Origin of the sequence: Nonomuraea sp. CA-141351, from assembly GCF_050944675.1 — a bacterium.
Classification (GTDB): Bacteria; Actinomycetota; Actinomycetes; order Streptosporangiales; family Streptosporangiaceae; genus Nonomuraea.
The window spans coordinates 11,244,568-11,260,320 of the sequence record NZ_CP191982.1; the positions used below are offsets into that span (position 1 = coordinate 11,244,568).

Annotated in this window: 17 protein-coding genes, 14 tRNA genes and 1 pseudogene; 21 read left to right on the forward strand and 11 right to left on the reverse strand. The window is 64.9% G+C overall.

Annotated features, from left to right (window positions below; genetic code table 11):
• Positions 1-222: 222 nt before the first annotated feature.
• The 4 genes from ACQPWU_RS52740 to ACQPWU_RS52755 all read right to left on the reverse strand — a co-directional run bounded on the left by ACQPWU_RS52740 (position 223) and on the right by ACQPWU_RS52755 (position 3,740).
• Positions 223-744: a hypothetical protein gene (locus ACQPWU_RS52740; protein ID WP_433434457.1), complete on the reverse strand. Its 522-nt coding sequence runs from the start codon at positions 742-744 to the stop codon at positions 223-225.
• 684 nt (positions 745-1,428) lie between these two features.
• Positions 1,429-2,589 (reverse strand): C40 family peptidase, encoded by a 1,161-nt coding sequence (locus tag ACQPWU_RS52745; protein ID WP_433434459.1) that lies wholly within the window; start codon positions 2,587-2,589, stop codon positions 1,429-1,431.
• A gap of 122 nt (positions 2,590-2,711) precedes the next feature.
• Complete coding sequence (gene greA, locus ACQPWU_RS52750) at positions 2,712-3,212, reverse strand: transcription elongation factor GreA (protein WP_043628806.1); 501 nt, start codon at positions 3,210-3,212, stop codon at positions 2,712-2,714.
• 108 nt (positions 3,213-3,320) lie between these two features.
• Positions 3,321-3,740 carry a DUF4307 domain-containing protein gene (locus ACQPWU_RS52755; protein WP_433434461.1) on the reverse strand — a complete coding sequence of 140 codons (420 nt, stop codon included), beginning with the start codon at positions 3,738-3,740 and terminating at the stop codon, positions 3,321-3,323.
• 135 nt (positions 3,741-3,875) lie between these two features.
• Here ACQPWU_RS52755 and mca point away from each other — a divergent pair, with 135 nt between their 5' ends.
• The 3 genes from mca to ACQPWU_RS52770 are packed head-to-tail and all read left to right on the forward strand — an operon-like array spanning position 3,876 to position 5,276.
• Positions 3,876-4,760 carry a mycothiol conjugate amidase Mca gene (gene mca, locus ACQPWU_RS52760; protein ID WP_433434463.1) on the forward strand — a complete coding sequence of 295 codons (885 nt, stop codon included), beginning with the start codon at positions 3,876-3,878 and terminating at the stop codon, positions 4,758-4,760.
• A gap of 54 nt (positions 4,761-4,814) precedes the next feature.
• On the forward strand, positions 4,815-4,979 hold the full coding sequence (locus tag ACQPWU_RS52765) for a hypothetical protein (RefSeq protein WP_360683520.1): 165 nt from the start codon (positions 4,815-4,817) through the stop codon (positions 4,977-4,979).
• Positions 4,980-5,276: a GNAT family N-acetyltransferase gene (locus ACQPWU_RS52770; RefSeq protein WP_433434465.1), complete on the forward strand. Its 297-nt coding sequence runs from the start codon at positions 4,980-4,982 to the stop codon at positions 5,274-5,276.
• Here the strand turns inward: ACQPWU_RS52770 and ACQPWU_RS52775 are convergent.
• On the reverse strand, positions 5,259-6,407 hold the full coding sequence (locus ACQPWU_RS52775) for a hypothetical protein (RefSeq protein ID WP_433445522.1): 1,149 nt from the start codon (positions 6,405-6,407) through the stop codon (positions 5,259-5,261). The two genes, ACQPWU_RS52770 and ACQPWU_RS52775, sit on opposite strands and share 18 nt — an antisense overlap.
• A 165-nt stretch (positions 6,408-6,572) precedes the next feature.
• Here ACQPWU_RS52775 and ACQPWU_RS52780 point away from each other — a divergent pair.
• Together ACQPWU_RS52780 and ACQPWU_RS52785 are read left to right on the forward strand one after the other, a co-directional pair.
• Positions 6,573-6,740, forward strand: a pseudogene (locus tag ACQPWU_RS52780) (DUF255 domain-containing protein); the annotation flags it as partial.
• Between the two features lie 43 nt (positions 6,741-6,783).
• On the forward strand, positions 6,784-8,403 hold the full coding sequence (locus ACQPWU_RS52785; protein ID WP_433434467.1) for a recombinase family protein: 1,620 nt from the start codon (positions 6,784-6,786) through the stop codon (positions 8,401-8,403).
• A 168-nt stretch (positions 8,404-8,571) separates the two neighbouring features.
• Here ACQPWU_RS52785 and ACQPWU_RS52790 read toward each other — a convergent pair whose 3' ends face one another.
• Entirely contained in the window at positions 8,572-8,832 is a 261-nt protein-coding gene (locus tag ACQPWU_RS52790; RefSeq protein WP_433434468.1) for a DUF4258 domain-containing protein, read from the reverse strand.
• Positions 8,829-9,479, reverse strand: a complete 651-nt coding sequence (locus ACQPWU_RS52795; protein ID WP_433434470.1) for a hypothetical protein — start codon at positions 9,477-9,479, stop codon at positions 8,829-8,831. Before ACQPWU_RS52795 ends, ACQPWU_RS52790 begins: the two co-directional genes overlap by 4 nt.
• Before the next feature lie 262 nt (positions 9,480-9,741).
• Here ACQPWU_RS52795 and ACQPWU_RS52800 point away from each other — a divergent pair, with 262 nt between their 5' ends.
• On the forward strand, positions 9,742-10,041 hold the full coding sequence (locus tag ACQPWU_RS52800; protein ID WP_433434472.1) for an HNH endonuclease: 300 nt from the start codon (positions 9,742-9,744) through the stop codon (positions 10,039-10,041).
• Positions 10,042-10,755: 714 nt separating this feature from the next.
• Here ACQPWU_RS52800 and ACQPWU_RS52805 read toward each other — a convergent pair.
• The 3 genes from ACQPWU_RS52805 to ACQPWU_RS52815 form a co-directional block, all read right to left on the reverse strand.
• Positions 10,756-10,935 (reverse strand): hypothetical protein, encoded by a 180-nt coding sequence (locus ACQPWU_RS52805; RefSeq protein ID WP_433434473.1) that lies wholly within the window; start codon positions 10,933-10,935, stop codon positions 10,756-10,758.
• Positions 10,936-11,083: 148 nt separating this feature from the next.
• Positions 11,084-11,368 carry a hypothetical protein gene (locus ACQPWU_RS52810; protein WP_433434475.1) on the reverse strand — a complete coding sequence of 95 codons (285 nt, stop codon included), beginning with the start codon at positions 11,366-11,368 and terminating at the stop codon, positions 11,084-11,086.
• A gap of 1,292 nt (positions 11,369-12,660) precedes the next feature.
• Positions 12,661-12,840 carry a hypothetical protein gene (locus ACQPWU_RS52815; protein WP_433434477.1) on the reverse strand — a complete coding sequence of 60 codons (180 nt, stop codon included), beginning with the start codon at positions 12,838-12,840 and terminating at the stop codon, positions 12,661-12,663.
• Positions 12,841-12,875: 35 nt separating this feature from the next.
• Here ACQPWU_RS52815 and ACQPWU_RS52820 point away from each other — a divergent pair.
• From ACQPWU_RS52820 to ACQPWU_RS52890, 15 genes are all read left to right on the forward strand, one after another.
• A tRNA-Asn gene (locus ACQPWU_RS52820) sits at positions 12,876-12,947 on the forward strand.
• Between the two features lie 329 nt (positions 12,948-13,276).
• Positions 13,277-13,353: transfer RNA gene (locus tag ACQPWU_RS52825), tRNA-Met, on the forward strand.
• A gap of 335 nt (positions 13,354-13,688) precedes the next feature.
• Positions 13,689-13,762 (forward strand) — tRNA-His (locus ACQPWU_RS52830).
• 6 nt (positions 13,763-13,768) lie between these two features.
• Positions 13,769-13,846 (forward strand) — tRNA-Thr (locus ACQPWU_RS52835).
• A gap of 24 nt (positions 13,847-13,870) precedes the next feature.
• A tRNA-Pro gene (locus ACQPWU_RS52840) sits at positions 13,871-13,941 on the forward strand.
• A gap of 5 nt (positions 13,942-13,946) precedes the next feature.
• Positions 13,947-14,017 (forward strand) — tRNA-Gln (locus ACQPWU_RS52845).
• A gap of 11 nt (positions 14,018-14,028) precedes the next feature.
• Positions 14,029-14,100 (forward strand) — tRNA-Arg (locus ACQPWU_RS52850).
• A gap of 31 nt (positions 14,101-14,131) precedes the next feature.
• The gene (locus ACQPWU_RS52855; protein WP_433434479.1) at positions 14,132-14,584 is read left to right on the forward strand and encodes a hypothetical protein; all 453 of its coding nucleotides are present in this window, start codon (positions 14,132-14,134) and stop codon (positions 14,582-14,584) included.
• A gap of 35 nt (positions 14,585-14,619) precedes the next feature.
• Positions 14,620-14,691: transfer RNA gene (locus ACQPWU_RS52860), tRNA-Glu, on the forward strand.
• 141 nt (positions 14,692-14,832) lie between these two features.
• Positions 14,833-14,904, forward strand: a tRNA-Trp gene (locus tag ACQPWU_RS52865).
• 5 nt (positions 14,905-14,909) lie between these two features.
• Positions 14,910-14,983, forward strand: a tRNA-Asp gene (locus tag ACQPWU_RS52870).
• A 54-nt stretch (positions 14,984-15,037) separates the two neighbouring features.
• Positions 15,038-15,111 (forward strand) — tRNA-Lys (locus ACQPWU_RS52875).
• Between the two features lie 6 nt (positions 15,112-15,117).
• Positions 15,118-15,190 (forward strand) — tRNA-Phe (locus ACQPWU_RS52880).
• A gap of 76 nt (positions 15,191-15,266) precedes the next feature.
• A tRNA-Leu gene (locus ACQPWU_RS52885) sits at positions 15,267-15,339 on the forward strand.
• A 5-nt stretch (positions 15,340-15,344) separates the two neighbouring features.
• A tRNA-Val gene (locus ACQPWU_RS52890) sits at positions 15,345-15,417 on the forward strand.
• Between the two features lie 83 nt (positions 15,418-15,500).
• Here the strand turns inward: ACQPWU_RS52890 and ACQPWU_RS52895 are convergent.
• Positions 15,501-15,701 carry a hypothetical protein gene (locus tag ACQPWU_RS52895; protein ID WP_433434481.1) on the reverse strand — a complete coding sequence of 67 codons (201 nt, stop codon included), beginning with the start codon at positions 15,699-15,701 and terminating at the stop codon, positions 15,501-15,503.
• Between the last annotated feature and the right edge of the window lie 52 nt (positions 15,702-15,753).

A 15,753-nucleotide genomic window follows, 5' to 3' on the forward strand; every position in this document is an offset into this window, starting at 1 on the left:
CCCAGTCATCATTAACGACGAAGCGGCATAAAGGCCAATTGGCATAGACCTGTTGGCTTTGGCCGTCATCGCAGGCAGAGACCCTGACGATTGCTGGAGCCTACCCACGCGAAGCGGATTTAAAAGAGAATTAACACGCAGTGGTCCAGTCCAATCGGGCTGGTCTAAACCAATTTCCCAAGTGGTTTAGTCCATTTCTGCGGCCGTTTCCCCTGGATGGTCTCAGGAATTGACATCCGGCCCCGCCGAGCGAACCCTGTCGACGTGCTGGAGAGCGTCCCGCAGATCCGCCAGCCACGTGTCGGTGTGCTTCCCGACCAATCGGACACACCAGGCCAGTGCGTCACTGCGACTCCTGGCCACTCCAGCGGCCACCAGCGTGTCGAGAACCTGCCGCTCTGTCTGGCGCAACCTGGTCATCACGGGCACGGAGAGCGTGGTGAACATCACAGTCTCGCCACCGCAGACCACGCCCCAGGACACCTTCTGCCGGAACTTGCGCTCGGCCTCCCTGGCGATCTCGATCCGCCGCTCGCGTGTCTCTTCCCTGAACCTCCTGGCCAGCCCCTCGATCAGAGCGGCCCGCTCGGCCTCGGGCACGTCGCCGGGCGGATCGGGCAGCGCGCCCAGCACCGCGATCTCCTCGCGGTCCCTGACGATCTCCGGCACGCCGGTGAACCACTCTTCGGGCAACCGCCCGGTGAACCAGCCGTGGATCTGTGCTGTCTCGTTGTCTGTTGTCATGTAATCAACATTACACAGTTGCATGCGAAATGCACGTACCGATTTTCGCGCCTCCAGCCGCCACACCACCGGTTCGGCACCCTTCGCCCCGGCCATCTTGGCGCACCCCGAATGCCGTCCCACCACGCCGCGCCACGGCCCCAGCACGCCACGGCGCGCGGAGGGGGCACCGCGGCGCCTTGGTGCGTCGTGGGCGCGGCGTGGATTGTGTCCCGTGACGTGGCGGCGCGGTCGCACGGCGACCCGACGGCGCAGCACACGGTCTGGCACAAGCGGCGCAGCAGCGCGGGGCACCGTGGCACGGTGGTCAGGCGCGCATGGCCCGGCACATGCGGGCACGACGAGCGGCACGGCGCGACGCAGCACGGCATGGCGGCGCGTCGGCACGGTGGCACGGCGACGCGGTGGCACGGCGACGCGGTGGCACGGCGACGCGGTGGCACGGCGACGCGGTGGCACGGCGACGCGGCACGGCGGAGCGCGGTGCAGCACGGCGCGACGCAGCACAGCGCGATGGCGTGGTCGCGTTGTCATGCATGCCGCGACGCATTCGGCGACCTTCGGGTGCGCGCCTACACCAGGGCGGGGCCACCGCCTGGCGCGCGCCGGCGGAGGATCCCAGCGGGCCTGAACGCAGCGGACCCCAATGCGGGAAGCACGAAGACCCCGCGACGCGGGAGCGGGTCAGCGGACCTTGGACGCCGCGACGGGGCTGACGCGGACGACGCCCGCCAGGTTGCGGGTGTGCACTGGGGAGATCTTGACGACGTCTCCGGTGCGCGGCGCCTGGATCATCTTCCCGTTACCCCAATAAATCGCCACATGGGAGATGTAGTCGGGATTAGTCGGATCGGAGCGCCAGAAGAGCAGATCCCCCGGCTGGGCCTGCGACAACGGAACCTGGGGCCCGGTCACCCACTGCTGGTGCGTCACCCGGGGCATCCGCACCCCGGCCTGGGCGAAGGCCCACTGGACCAGGCCGGAGCAGTCGAACGTGTCGGGCCCCTCGGCGCCCCACACGTACGGCCTGCCCAGCTTGGAGGCGGCGGCCTTCAGCGCCACGGTGATCTGGTCGGCGCTCATGAACGACCCCGCGGGCCAGCTCCGCGTCCTGGTCTGCGGCTGGGGAAGCACCGGATTGACCATGGCCACCTGCGTGCCCTTGGGCAGCGCCTTGAGTATGGCCTTGCGCAGCGCGTCGGAGTTGGTGTCCGGGGCGCTCACGATGAGCGCGTTGTCGTGCGGCAACCCCAGCGAACGCCCCACGTCCTTGGACACGACGGCGTCCACGGCGCCGAACCCGGTGGTGGCGTACGCGCCGATCCGGAGCGTCCCGGCCGGGCTCGCCACCCGCCTGTGCAGCACGAGCCCGCCGTCGTTGCCCAGCACGAACGACACGGCCACATCACCGGCGGCGACGTTCTGCCACAGCGGGTCGGAGGAAGCGGTCACCTTGGGTGTGTACGAGCGAAACGTGGATGGATTGACCGCCAGCGTCTGCACCCGCTTGCCGTCGAGCGTGATCGACGCCGCGTCGGCCAGCTCGAGCGCCCGCACCCCGCGCAGCTTGGCGACCTTCTGTAACAGCTCGTTGGTGAACGGCTTGCGGGTGAGCACGAACAAGTTGGGCTTGTGCAGCTTCTTCAGCGGCGCCACGGGTTGGTTCGCCGTGGCGGGCTGCTGCTGCGCCGGCGGCTGCTGTTGCTGCCGGCGCTGCTGCGCCATCAGCGTCTGCTTGGGCGTGGCCTGGGCGCGTACGGGCTGCCGCGCCTCAACCCCTGACCGCGCGAGCAGCAGCACATCGGCGGTCAGCACCGCGACCAGCGCCACCACGATGAACGGCACCAGCCTGTACGTGTTGCGCCGCTTACGAGACTTGACCAGAAAGCTGAGATCCTGCCGGATCCCTGAGGCATGCGAAAACTCCGCCGGGCCAACGTGGGCCCGGCGGTCGTCTTGCGGGGGGGTCAGTTGCCGATGTACGGGACTGCCTCGAGGATCTCGACGGTGTTCTGGCGCCCGTTGGGGAGGGAGTAGGTCGCCTTCTCCCCGATCTTCTTGCCGTTGATCGCCGCACCCAGCGGGGACTTGGGCGAGTAGACGTCGATCGGTGCTCCGCTCTCCTCGCGGGAGGCGAGCAGGAAGGTGACCTCGTCGTCGTCGCCGACGAACCGGATGGTCACGGTCATGCCGGGGCCGACCACGCCTTCGGCCTTCGGGGCCTCTCCCACCTGGGCGTTGTCGAGAATCTGCCGGAGGTGGAAGATACGGGCCTCCATCTTGCCCTGCTCATCCTTGGCGGCGTGGTAGCCGCCGTTCTCACGCAGGTCGCCCTCTTCGCGGGCGGCTTCGATCTTCTTGGCGATGTCGACGCGCCCGGGGCCAGAGAGATACTCGTACTCCGCCTTCAGACGGTCGTACGCCTCCTGCGTCAGCCATGTGACGTTCTCATCGCGAGAGTCGGCCACGGGTTCTCCTTGCTTGCCTAGGGGGCCCTGAGATCACTTGAGGTTACGTGTGATTGAATTTCGAAAGGCTAACAAGCCAACCGCTCCCACGCTTCCCCAAATGTCTCACTATACGAGATTGCAGTACTGGATGTGGACGGAAGTGGCCTGACCGCTCGTGTCGAGGCTTTCCTTGATCTGCCTACTACCCTCACCAGCCGGGATTCTTACTTCCTTGCTGCCCACTTCCGAGTGATAGACGTCCAGCGCCCTGATCCGGCAGACGGCCACCCTATCGTCTGGCTTGTACACCTCAAAGGTGATCTCCGCGCGATTCGCGCTCTCAACCGTGAACGTCACCACCTGCGACGGCGCCTCTGAACCGCCTGCCGTCATCGACCACATGACATAGCCCCAGCCGCCGGCGACGATGGCCACCAGCACGCCGATCACGACGTGGACGACGAGCCGGCCGCCTCGCTTGGGACGGTCCGGGAAGTCGTCGGGTGTGCCGAGAACTGGCCCGTTCTCGACATCTCTGGTCGCCATGGCGGAATCTCCCTGCACTCCCTGAGCGTTATCCGAGACAATTGTCGCCCGCGGGGGGTGTGCCCTCGCGACCGCCCAGCAGAAACTAACCTCTCTGGGCGAGTGACCGGTCCCTACTGAGGAGACATCGAGCCCGTGAGTGCACCGCTGAGGCTGATGGCCGTCCACGCCCACCCCGATGACGAGTCGAGCAAGGGCGCCGCCACGATGGCGCGTTACGTGCGCGAAGGTGTGGAAGTGCTGGTCTGTACCCTCACGGGTGGGGAACGGGGCTCCGTGCTCAACCCCAAGATGGACCGCCCCGACGTCGTGGCCAACATCGCCGCGATCCGCAAGGCCGAGATGGACCGGGCCCGCGAGATCCTCGGCGTGGAGCAGCGTTTCATGGGCTTCGTCGACTCCGGCCTGCCGGAGAACGAGGACGAGGCGCTGCCCGAGGGCTGCTTCGCCGTGCAGAAGCTGGAGGACGCCTCGGCGCCGCTGGTGGCGGCCGTGCGCGAGTTCAGGCCGCATGTGATCATCACGTACGACGACGACGGCGGCTACCCGCACCCCGACCACATCATGACCAACAAGGTCTCGGTCGAGGCGTTCGAGGCGGCGGGCGACCCCGACCGCTACCCGGGCACGGGCGACCCCTGGCAGCCGCTGAAGCTCTACTACCAGATGGGATTCACCAAGGAGCGTTTCGAGGCGCTGCACGAGGCGATGACCTCGCGCGGCCTGGGCTCCCCGTACGCCGACTGGATCGCCCGCTGGGAGGACCGCCCCGCCAAGTGGCCGGTGACCACGCGGGTGCCGTGCGGCGACTACTTCGAGATCCGCGACCAGGCCCTGCTGGCCCACGCCACCCAGATCGACCCCGACAGCTGGTGGTTCGTCTGCCCGCGCGAGCTGCAGCAGGAGATCTGGCCGACCGAGGACTACCACCTGGCGCGCTCGCTGGTGGACACCGAGCTGCCCGAGGACGACCTGTTCGCCGGCATCCACGCCGAGGACGTCTCCCCCGCCTGCCACTGACGGTCCCCCACTGCCACTGACGGGAGCACCCTCCCTGGGTGGCAGACTGGAACTGTGAACGTTCTAGCAGCAGGTGATGTGAGTCCGGGCCTGCTCGGCTTCGTCGTGGTGGCTTTCCTCGGGTTCGCCCTGTACTTCTTGATCAAATCGATGAACAAGCAGATGTCGAAGATCCGGGTGCCGCACGAGGGCGACACGGACGACAAGAAGGCCGAGTAGATGTCGATCGAAGTAGTCGACAACTCGACGGAGAGCCGGTTCGAGGTTCTGGTGGACGGCAAAGTAGCCGGGTTCACCGACTACCGGCTGCTGCCCACCAAGATCGTCTTCACTCACACCGAGGTGCTGCCTGCGTACGAGGGGCAGGGGCTGGCGAGCAAGCTGATCGGGTACGCGCTCCAGGCGAGCGCCGACACCGGCCTGCGCGTCGTGCCCCTGTGCCCGTTCGTCGCGAAGTACATCGAACGCCACCCCGAGTTCCAGGAACTGGTCGACACCTCATTCGGCGGCCGGTGACCAGGCGCGTTCCAGGGCTTTGGGCAGCCCCCACCAGCCCAGCGGGGTGAGCACCTCGTCCTCGTCGACGATGCCGAGATAGCCCCACAGGCTCACCACCGACCTGAACAGCCCCTCGGTCGCGTCGAGGTCGTCGACGTTCTGGTCGTCGACGTCGATGTCCTCCGACTCGGCGATGAGCCGCGCGATCCGCTCGGGCGAGGCGAGCACGCCGGGGCCGAGCCTGGTCAGCGCCGCCACCCCGGCCAGCCAGTCGGCGTGCTGGATCGCGCAGAGGTTGGCCAGCGCGGCGTCCTCCAGGCTGAGATCCCTGTCGAGATCGGCGAACTCCTCCAGCACGTCCCCGTTCTCCGACAGGTCCGAGATGGGCCCCGCGATGCCCGCCGCGACCGCCAGCCACAGCTCGCCGTCGTCGTCCGGCATCGGGACGTCGTCGAACCCGGCGCAGGCCCGCAGGACGCTGGCGGGGAAGCCGGGCTGGGCGAGCAGCCCGCGTAGGCTCGCGCCGGCCGCCTCCAGCTGGCCGGCGGGGCGCTCGGGCTGCTCGGGCAGGCCCGCGACGATGCGCCGCAGCTCCGACAGCGCGAACGCCTCCTCCTCGTCCCAGGCCGCGAACAGCTCCTCGTCCTGCTCGTCGCTCACCGCGAATCCGGGCACCCTGCCGTCGGACAGCGGCGTGCCGAGCCAGCGCTCCTGCAGTTCCTCGTACTCCCTGCGGGCCTCCTGGTCGCCCGCGGCCAGCGCGTCGGGGTCGATCTCGCCGGACTCCACCCGCTCCTCCAGGTGGGCGACCAGCCGGGCGAACATCTCCGCCGCCACGGGGCCGCGCTCGTCCTCCTCAGGCCACACGAAGTAGCTGGGTGTCATGAGGATCGGCTCCGTGCCGGTGGACTCGACCCAGCGCTGCACGTCGCCGACCGTGGCGACGCCGGACTCGATCGAGCTGAGCGTGGCCTTGGCCGACTCCCAGAACGGGCGGGAGAGCGGGTTGCCCGCCGCCATCATCGCGCGCCGCAGGTCGGGCAGCGCCACGAGCGCCACCCCTGACGGTACGGCGAGCAGCGCGCGTGCCACGTCCCTGCGGGTGAGGGCGCTCGCGGGGCGTCCTGCGTGGGCGCAGACGAAGTCCATATCCACGCCCCGTAACCTACGCCGTCCCGCCCTCCCCAGTCAGCCGCCCCCCGGTAGGGATGCGGCATCGGGGCGTGCATGGGGCGATGCCGCGCCCCCGGGTATGCGGGGAGGTGGCGGCCGAGGGGTAGGGGCCGGGGCGGAATAGGCTGATCAGTGGAGGTCCTGATGAACCGCTTGAAAGACGCCACAAGCCCTTACCTGCTCCAGCACGCGGACAACCCCGTGGACTGGCACCCCTGGGGCGAGGAGGCGTTCGCGGAGGCCAGGCAGCGAGACGTGCCACTGCTCATCAGCGTCGGCTACTCGGCGTGCCACTGGTGCCAGGTGATTTAAAGATGCGAGTAATCTTCCTGAAGATCGGAAGGAACTCGCATTGTCCCCTCAACCAGCCGAGACCCTCGCGGACCTGGCAGAACGCGGCATACCCGCCGGACTCCCGCCGGTCGCCGACTGCTTAGGCAGCGGAGCTATATGCCTCATCGCCTACGCCCGGATCTCCGACACCAGGCAAGGCAAGGGCAACACCACAGGCGTCAGCACCCAGCACGGCAGCATGCGGGCGCGAGTACGCCGGATGGGCTCGCAATACCTGATCGTTCGCCGCTATACCGACAACGACCTATCAAGCGCCAAGAACGAATACAGGCCCGACTACGAATCCATGATCCAAGACTTACTCCGGGGCGCAACGCCGGAGGGTTATCCGGTGCATGGGGTGATCTGCACAGAGGAAGACCGCATCTACCGTCTACCTGATCAGTGGCAACGCTTCGTTGCCGCGTTCCGGTCACGCCCCGGCCGAGAGTTCTACGACTACGCCGGATACCAAGACCTGTATGCCGAAGGGGCGGAGATCAAGGGCTTGGTGAACGTTGCCGTCAGTCTGGGCGAAATCCGCAAGAAGAAGGCCCGTACCCGGCTTTGGCACGAAGGGCGGGCCATGCGCGGCCTACCCCACTCCGGCGGCCGGGTGTTCGGCTGGTTGGCTGACGGCAAGACCCTGCACCCAGCCGAAGCCCCTGTTCGCCGCAGGGCCATTGAAGCCTGTATCGCGGGCAAGAGCTGGGCAAGCATCGTCCGTCTCTTCGCGGAATCCGGCCTACCGACGCGCAACGGCGGCCCATGGCGCGGCCAGACCGTCAAACAGATCGTGGCAGCTCCGCGCAACGCGGGACTGCGCATGATCGACGGCGAAATCTACCTGGACGAAGAGACCGGACAGCCCAAGGTCGGCGACTGGAAAACGATCTGTAGCGTCGAAGAACTTGAACAGGTGTGGAAACGGTACAAACCTCGCGTACGCCGCACCAGTCATGACGTCCTGCCCACGCTCGCAGTCGAGCAAGAGCCGGCGGAGCCGTTTAAACCGGACGGGCCAGAGGACAAAGCAACCAAGTACCTACTGTCGGGCCATCTGCGGTGCGGCAAGATCCGGCCGGAGACGGGGCGGCCCTGCATGGCCAAGCTTCGCGGCACGCCCACCAACCGGGGTAAGGCTGGTTACACGTACGTCTGCCCGCCCAAAACGGAGGGCGGCTGCTCGGGCGTCGGCCGCTCAGGGCCGGAGGTGGACAAGCGCATTACAGCGCTCGTGAAAGCAAAGCTGAAGGAGCGGGCCGCCAAGGCGGCCCCCGCTGGCCCCTTCCCGAAGGAAGGTGTCATCACGGACCTAGACAGCAAGCTGGGCGCGCTCAATAGCCAGTGGATGCAAGGCGGGGTTGCTGATGAGCGGTACTTCAAGCTGTCGTCAGAGATTGAAGACCACTTGAAGGCGCTCAGGGCCGAACGGGCAACCTGGGAGAAGGGCCAGGCGCAGCAGCGGGAGCTGTCCGGCGACATAGATCATCTGTGGGAGCACGGTATGGACCTGCGGCAGAAGCGGGCAACCATAGCGGAGATGTTCACCGCGATCATCATTCACCCGGTGGGCCGAGGGAAGAAGAACGGCAAGGGGGACGCGGTACAAGTCATCTGGAACGAGAACTACAACTAGCCCAAAAACGGGCCGGGAGCCCGGCTCACTCGAACCGGACTCCCGCAAGCATCCCCAGTCTGTTCCACTTCGCTTCGCTCCACTGGGGAGACCTGGCCAGTTGCTTTGCCACCCACTCGTCAAGCTCACGGTCTCCCGTCCCCACGGACGGGAGACCTTCCTCAGGAGTCATGCGGCCCCGGTGATGAACGGCTGCTCTTCCGGCGTCCAGTCCTCCGGCCGTTTAAACACGACGGACAAGACGGTCTTACTCTGTGGGTCCACCACCAGGGCTACGCGCCCGGCCTGCCGGATGCTGCGGCCCTTGTACGGCCCCCCCTGGTCGTAGACGAGGGTCGGATTCTCCAGGCAAGCCCTGATCTCTTCGGGCTTCACAAGCCGATCCAGAGCCCTGCCAAGGGCGTGCTTCGTGAACGTCCACTCAGTCACCACAAACCGCCTTGCCCTAGTGCCTCTTCATTCCTGACTTCGTCCATCGCCATCACCAGGCCACGGAAGTACGGGCCGACCTTGCCGAGGATCACCCGCGTGTCGGGGATGCTTCGGAGGTGAACGCCCCGGCCTGTCGCGTCGGGCCTGACCTTGTTCCACAGGGCGAGATAGCCCGTGTTCACCAGCACGCCGCCGGGCCAGTCCACGGCTTCTTCTTCGGCCAGGTCGAACAGCTCGACCAGTAGCGGCCACTCGGGACGGAAGCGGCCCCGGCTCGCGTCCAGCACGGTTACGGTCTCGGCGTGCGGGTCGTCGGTCATGCCGTGCAGGATCACTCCGGCGCTGCGGCCGGTCTCGATCGTGATGCGGCTGAGCCCTTTCTTGGTGCCGTCCGCGCGTGCCCTCTTGGCCAAGGCCAGCAGATCCGCCCGGCTGATCTCCACGGCTTCGCTGGGCTGTCCCCGGTGGCCCTCTATGGGGCAGGTAGCCTGCCCGGCCGAATAGGTGTCCGTCACGGTGATGACCAGCTCTTTCCTGTCGGCCGTGACTAGGGCCACGGGTACCGGAGAACGAGCCGGTAGCCATCCTTCGGCGTTGGTGAGCGCCTTGGACAGCTCCCCCGTGGTGACGGTAAGTTCTGCCATGTGCAAGACGGTAGCGAAAAGTACCGTCTTGCACAAACTCTAGGACTGTGACGCACATCACACAGCATGGGGGTTCGCGAACCGAGGATGCGACACGGCATAGCGTGTGCCCCAACGGGGGGATAAAGGGGGGCAGCTAGCTAGCTAACAAGCCAGCTAGCTAAGCCCGCTTAGCTGGGGTTGCGAAGCCCAAGCGGAGCAACCCCTTACCAACCACAAGCTAGCTAGCAAGCTAGCTATACGCGCGTGCGCGCGAGGAACCATGCCAAGGGCAAAGCAAGTCTGTTCCACGCCCGGATGCCTCCGGCCGGTGAAGGCTAGGGGCAAGTGCTCCATTGATGACCCTGGCCCGTGGGCCACCTCTGACAGGCGCTCTCGACTGCCGTCGAATTGGTCTAGCCTCCGGCTGACTATCCTCCGGAGAGACAAGCGCATTTGCTACGTGTGCGGAGGCATAGCCTCCGAAGTTGACCACGTGCAACGCGGGGACGACCACTCCCCCGCCAACCTCCGGGCCATCTGCCCAGAGTGCCACCAGCGCAAGACGCTGGCAGAGCGCTAGAACGGCCATAGACGGCCTTAGCGGCTCAACCCTATGAAGCACTAGGCCCCCTCTGGGGAGGGGGCCTAGTTTCAACCTGGGAGCCTTGCGAGGCTAGCTATTAGAAGTGCCGCCTAACGGCGTACACTTCGGCACGGCAGCCGGGGCAGCGCCCCGACGCGGAATCCGCCTTAGGCGGGATCACAACCGTGATCACGCACTTGCAGTCCCAGCATCCGGCGGATGCCGCATACGGCAGAGCCTTTGCCGCCTCACCGATGGGCGGGATGTAAGAGTCCCACATAGCGTTTCCCCTTTCGGGATGGTTCTTGCTGACACCTGGAACCTTATCCGGCTTAAACGCTATGTGCAAGACGGTAGTCGGCGTTAGCCTGCTCAAGAAAAGAGCCCCCAGCCGAAAGGCCAGGGGCTCTAGTGGTGAGCCGCTACAAGCGGCCCACAGCGTCACTGAGGGGGTCTAGTTCGTATACGCCCAGAGCGTCGAACCCGTAGCCGTTCCGGCGGCTGCGGGCCGCCTCAGCGTCTTTGCAGGGCTTCCACACGTCCACGGCGTGAACTCCGCTAGTGGGGCAACCGACGCAGTTGCAGCAACTGCCGCAAGCGATCGGGTTTTCGCCGCAGTCGGCGCAGGACACCCGGTAAGAGACGTAAGGCATGTGCATTCCCTTCGCTTTGGAGCAAGCCCCCGGCTGGCCGCCGGGGGCTTGCTAACGGCTAGGCGTTAGAGATGGTGACGCAGACGTAACCGGTCTGCATGGCCAGCTCGATAGCGACGCGGTTAGCCTCCTCAACGGTGTTGCGGTTGGTGATCTCCCGCTTACGCTTGTCGGAGTAGACAACCTCAACGGTGTAACCGTCCATCGCTACGCTAACTACAGCGCGAGGCTTCTCCATTGCTACTTCCTTCCTGAGTCCCGCGTTAGCGGGCGGTTTTGCTGACAGGAAGAACGTTAGCGGGTTTAAACGCTATGTGCAAGACGGTAGTGCGGCTTTCGACTCTAAGCAGAAAGCCCCCGCCGAAGCGGGGGCTTTGGTTTGGCGGTTACACAACCTCGATGGGAACCACCGGGACTACTCGGAAGGTCTCGGGAACCACATCCCCGGCTTCCGTGCGGACGATAACGACGTGCGTAACGCCCTTAAGGACTGCCGCGTGCAGGAAGCCTGCAAGGATAGCCTCGGACATGTCCTCCCAGTCCCCGGAGATCGGCTGCCAGTCGTCGCCGTTCACCATCACTCCGACAGAGAACACATCCACCGGAACCGGGCGGATAGTGCGAGCGAACTGGTAGCCGATGTGAGACGGCTTGGTCGGCTTGAGTTCCATCCTGCTTCCCTTTCGGGTCGTACCGGTTTTTGCTGACGTGCAAGACGGTAGCACCGTTTAAACGGCATGTGCAAGACGGTAGTAGCAACTCGCGCCAGAAAGCAGAAAGCCCCCTAGCTGGCAGCTAGGGGGCTGAAGTGGTGCTAGCTCATGAACTCGATTCGAGTAGCCGTGTCAGCGTGAATCGTGTCCTGAGCTTCCGGCTTAGCCGTCTCCGTAACCGGCTCTGCCAAGGGCAGTTCCGGCTTAGCGGATTCGGCCGCTTCCGCCTTAGCGCGCTTCCGAGCGATCCGGCGTCCGATCCAAGCCGCGAGAGCGACCAGCAGGACCACCAGAACGACCGTGCCAACGATCTGCACGGGGAAGCTCGCCTGAGCCGGTTTCGGCCGGACGGTAGACCCGACTCCGACCGTCTTAGTGACGGTCGCGGCCGGGGCCGCAACCTCTGGCATCTTCACGTCCGTCCCAGCGCTAATGCTGGGAGTTGGGACCGGGATTGCCGGGGCCGTAGGTGCCGTTACTGGCACCGCCGGGGCGGAGCTTGCCGGGGACGCCTTCTCCGTGACCGTCTTAGTGACGGTCGGTGCCGGGCTAGCGGAGGCCGTCTTGGTGACGGTTACCGTAGGGGCCGGAGACGGCGTCGGTGCCGGAGCCGGGCTAGCGGTGGCGGTAACTGTGGCCGTGCTGGTGACCGTAACCGTAGGGGTTGCGGTCGGCGTGGCCGTAACCGTCGCAGTAGCCGTGACCGTCGCAGTCGCGGTGACTGTGGGGCCAGGCTCGTAGATGGTCTCAGTGACCGTCGCCTGTGGCTCCGACGTTTCGGAGGGTTCCATTGAACCGTCCCTTTCCACTATTGAGTTTTCAAACCAGCGACTCGCCGGTTTGAGAACCCGGTTTGTGCTGACATGCTTAAACCTAGTGGATCAACGCAATATGTGCAAGACGGTAGCTGAAGAAGTTCAACGAGCTTGCGAGCCTCTAAGGCTCGCTAAAGCGGCTTAGCTGCTCACGTAAGCGGGAGAGTCCAGGGAGTACGAGAGGGCCTGTCAGTGTGGCTCACAGAGCCGTACAGCGGTCAGCATGGCGGCCAACCGGACAGCAGTTCCTCGCGGGGTGGGGTAGCCACCACAGAGCGAACAATTAGGAACTGTGGAGGGCTGGTCCTCGCAATCTGTACGGGTCTGGGACTCTGCGTATGGGCGCCAGCTACTTGCTGTTACCGCAGGTGGGCATAGGAAAGCCCCGGCGGGAACCGGGGCTCGAAAGTTGGGGCGGCTGAACCGCGGGGCTGTTTAAACAGCCCGGCCGGCCAACCGGCGGACCCTGGCCACGAACTTACCCACCAGCTCAGCCACGGCTTCGTTGAACTCGGCGTCTACCAACTCCATGGCGGCTTCCATCTCCGCGTCACGCTCGCGGAGGGTGCGCACGGGGTGTTTAAACAGCCCGACGACGAAAGCCTTGATGGTCATGGCTCAACTGTACGTGGTGAGGCTGACGTTCACGATGGCGTTTAGCTCAAGTGGCAGAGCGGCGGACTGTTACTCCGCTGGTCCTGGTTCGAGTCCAGGAACGCCAGCTCGTTCACAAGGCACAGGCTAGGGGTTGGGTTGCTTCCATTCGTATCGCTGAACGCCACTAGGGGAGGTTACGGAACAGTCCGCGACCTTGAGGGCGCATACAAGAGCCACACCATTCAAGTGTCGGTGTCCGGTCCTACGGCGAACTTCCTTGTATACCTACAGGGGTCACTGGATGGCGAGACTTGGAACACCATCCACCAGACCAGCTCAATCGGGCTCATAACTGTTGATACGCACTACGTGCGTTACGTTCGTGCGTGGTGCAACCCGCAGCCCGAAGGGACTGCGGTCACTGTATCTATCGCTAGCGCCTAAAGCGCTTCTTAGCGGAGTAGAGGAGTTCGGTTGTCCTCGCGGGTTTCATAGGCCCTGAGATCGTGGGTTCAAATCCCACCTCCGCCACTAAGGGAACTAGCATTGGAGGCTGGCATTCTCCCCTTCCTCGCACTCGACAACGCTACCGACTTCGGGCCTGGCCCGACCAAGGACCTTGAGGGCGTCTACGGAACTCACACTCTCCATGTCTGGTACAGCGGCGACCCGACAGGGCGAGCCGTCAAGCTTCAGGGCTCGTTCGACGGAGAGCACTGGTTCGCCATGGTCACATGGCGTCCCGGCGACAGCCAGGTCCTTACGGTTAACCACCTGGCTCGGTATGTGAACGCGAGTCTTGGCGGCTCGCCTGGCAGCACTACATTCTCCGCCTTCATTGCGAGCGCCTGACCGCTCGTGCAGTGGCGACCGTAGCTCAACGGTAGAGCACCGGTTTGTGAAGCCTGTCATGGTGTGGGTTCGAGTCCCACCGGTCGCCCTCTATGCCTCCGTAGCTCAAACGGCTTAGAGCATCCGCCTTGTAAGCGGCTGGCTGCCGGTTCGACTCCGGCCGGAGGCTCCAACCGGCGTCTTAGCGCCGGGGATTGTGGAATTGGTGTAGTGGTAACACGGCCGGTTTGGGACCGGGCGACGGGGGTTCGATCCCTCCATTCCGCACTCTTTCCTTGCTCGTCTAACGGTAGGACACGCGGCTCTGAACCGCGAGGTGGGAGTTCGAGTCTTTCGCAAGGAGCTTGGTTACAAGCGGCTCTAGCTCAATGGATAGAGCACCGCGCTACGAACGCGGGGATCTGGGTTCGACTCCTGGGGGCCGTGCGCAGGGCACCACAACGAGAGGGAAGTCTCTTTGCTGCTTTTCCGCAAGGACCTTCAGTCGATCACCGGTCCTATCACCGAGTGGACCGACAACGTACTGACTGTGACATCTGGCTTGGACCTGAACTTCTGGTACCAGTTCGAGGGCGCGATCTACTTCTACTCGCAGAACGATCCTGAATTGATCGGCCTGAAGATGAACGTGCCGGGCGCCAACGAGGGCGGCATGTATGTTCAGCACCGCCCGATCGCGGGCACCGATCTCGGCCTGGTGTCGAGTCGCACCTATCCGGGCGACTTCAGTGGCGTACCGATCGCAGCCCGCGATTATGCGGACAACGCCGTATACCTGCGCGGCTTCTTCAAGACACCGGCGTCTGGCAGCGCCCAGTTCTCGATCTCGTATCGAAACTACGCGATGAACCCTGACTGGTCGGTGGACTTCTTCCCCGGCTCGTACATCAACATCACGAAGGTTCTGTAAGCAATTCCAAGCGCCGACCCATGGTTGGCGCTCTTGCCCCGCTGGTCCAGTGGTGAGGACATCAGGCTCTCAACCTGAAGGGGCCGGTTCAATTCCGGCGTGGGGTGCAAAGCGACCGTCCCGGCCTGACTAGCTGGCGGCGGAAGCCTAGGGATGGGGTGTGTCTGCACTCTTCCCCCGAGTACCCCCGGCTAGTCCCCGGGGCGAAACGGGGCGGCGGTGACGGTTGAAATCCGTCCATCCCGCTTATGGCCCTAGCTCAATTGGCAGAGCAACCGTCTCCAAAGCGGTTGGTCCAGGTTCAAGCCCTGGGGGTCGTGCGCATGCTCGCGTAGCTCAGTTGGTCAGAGCACTGCCCTGTCACGGCAGGAGTCGCCGGTTCAAGTCCGGTCGTGAGCGCCTTTCCGGCGGCCGGACAGTCCGGCCACAAGGCTCCGCCGGAGGCAGAAGCCTTGGACGTTAGCTCAATTGGAGAGAGCGGCCGACTCTTAATCGGCGCGATCTGGGTTCGAGCCCCAGGCGTCCAACTCGGACGGGCGTTAGCTCAACAGGCAGAGCAGTGGCGTGAAGTGCCACGGGTTCCAGGTTCGATTCCTGGGCGTCCGGCAAAGCAGGAACCCCCCTGCCGGGTGGCCGCCGGCAGGGGGGTTTAAACGCGCCCGCGGGCGCATCCTGCCTGCAAGCCGCTCTAGCCCAACGGCAGAGGCACGCGCCTTAGAAGCGTGGTAGTCCCGGTTCGAGTCCGGGGGGCGGTACACATGCGGCTCTAGCTCAATTGGAAGAGTGCCGGTTTTACACACCGGAAGCTCCAGGTTCGATCCCTGGGAGCCGCACGAGGGGGTAGTTCGGGTTCGAGTCCCGGCCCCGCCTGAGGGCGGGGTGGTGTAGTGGCAGCACGCCCCCATGGCTTGGCCGATCACTTGGCGTCGGCCTTTGGCACGATGACACGCGCCCAAGCCGTGATCTTGTCTAACAGCTTAAGGATGAACTCCCTGCCCGGCGTCGAGAAGGGCAGCACGAGGAAGGCCGGAGTCATTAGAACGATGACGGCAACGACCGGCATGACGAGCAACGCAGCCAGTACAACACGCTGCCACGTGGCATTGATTACGAGCATGACAAACCCCAGCTAGAACTTTGACCGGCCGTGCGGCTGATCATGTCGTGCC

Coding starts and splice junctions, on each gene's coding strand:
- ACQPWU_RS52740 (WP_433434457.1), bottom strand. CDS start 744: ATGACAACAGACAACGAGACAGCACAGATCCACGGCTGGTTCACCGGG.
- ACQPWU_RS52755 (WP_433434461.1), bottom strand. CDS start 3,740: ATGGCGACCAGAGATGTCGAGAACGGGCCAGTTCTCGGCACACCCGAC.
- ACQPWU_RS52770 (WP_433434465.1), top strand. CDS start 4,980: ATGTCGATCGAAGTAGTCGACAACTCGACGGAGAGCCGGTTCGAGGTT.
- ACQPWU_RS52775 (WP_433445522.1), bottom strand. CDS start 6,407: ATGGACTTCGTCTGCGCCCACGCAGGACGCCCCGCGAGCGCCCTCACC.
- ACQPWU_RS52795 (WP_433434470.1), bottom strand. CDS start 9,479: ATGGCAGAACTTACCGTCACCACGGGGGAGCTGTCCAAGGCGCTCACC.
- ACQPWU_RS52800 (WP_433434472.1), top strand. CDS start 9,742: ATGCCAAGGGCAAAGCAAGTCTGTTCCACGCCCGGATGCCTCCGGCCG.
- ACQPWU_RS52805 (WP_433434473.1), bottom strand. CDS start 10,935: ATGGAGAAGCCTCGCGCTGTAGTTAGCGTAGCGATGGACGGTTACACC.
- ACQPWU_RS52810 (WP_433434475.1), bottom strand. CDS start 11,368: ATGGAACTCAAGCCGACCAAGCCGTCTCACATCGGCTACCAGTTCGCT.
- ACQPWU_RS52815 (WP_433434477.1), bottom strand. CDS start 12,840: ATGACCATCAAGGCTTTCGTCGTCGGGCTGTTTAAACACCCCGTGCGC.
- ACQPWU_RS52895 (WP_433434481.1), bottom strand. CDS start 15,701: ATGCTCGTAATCAATGCCACGTGGCAGCGTGTTGTACTGGCTGCGTTG.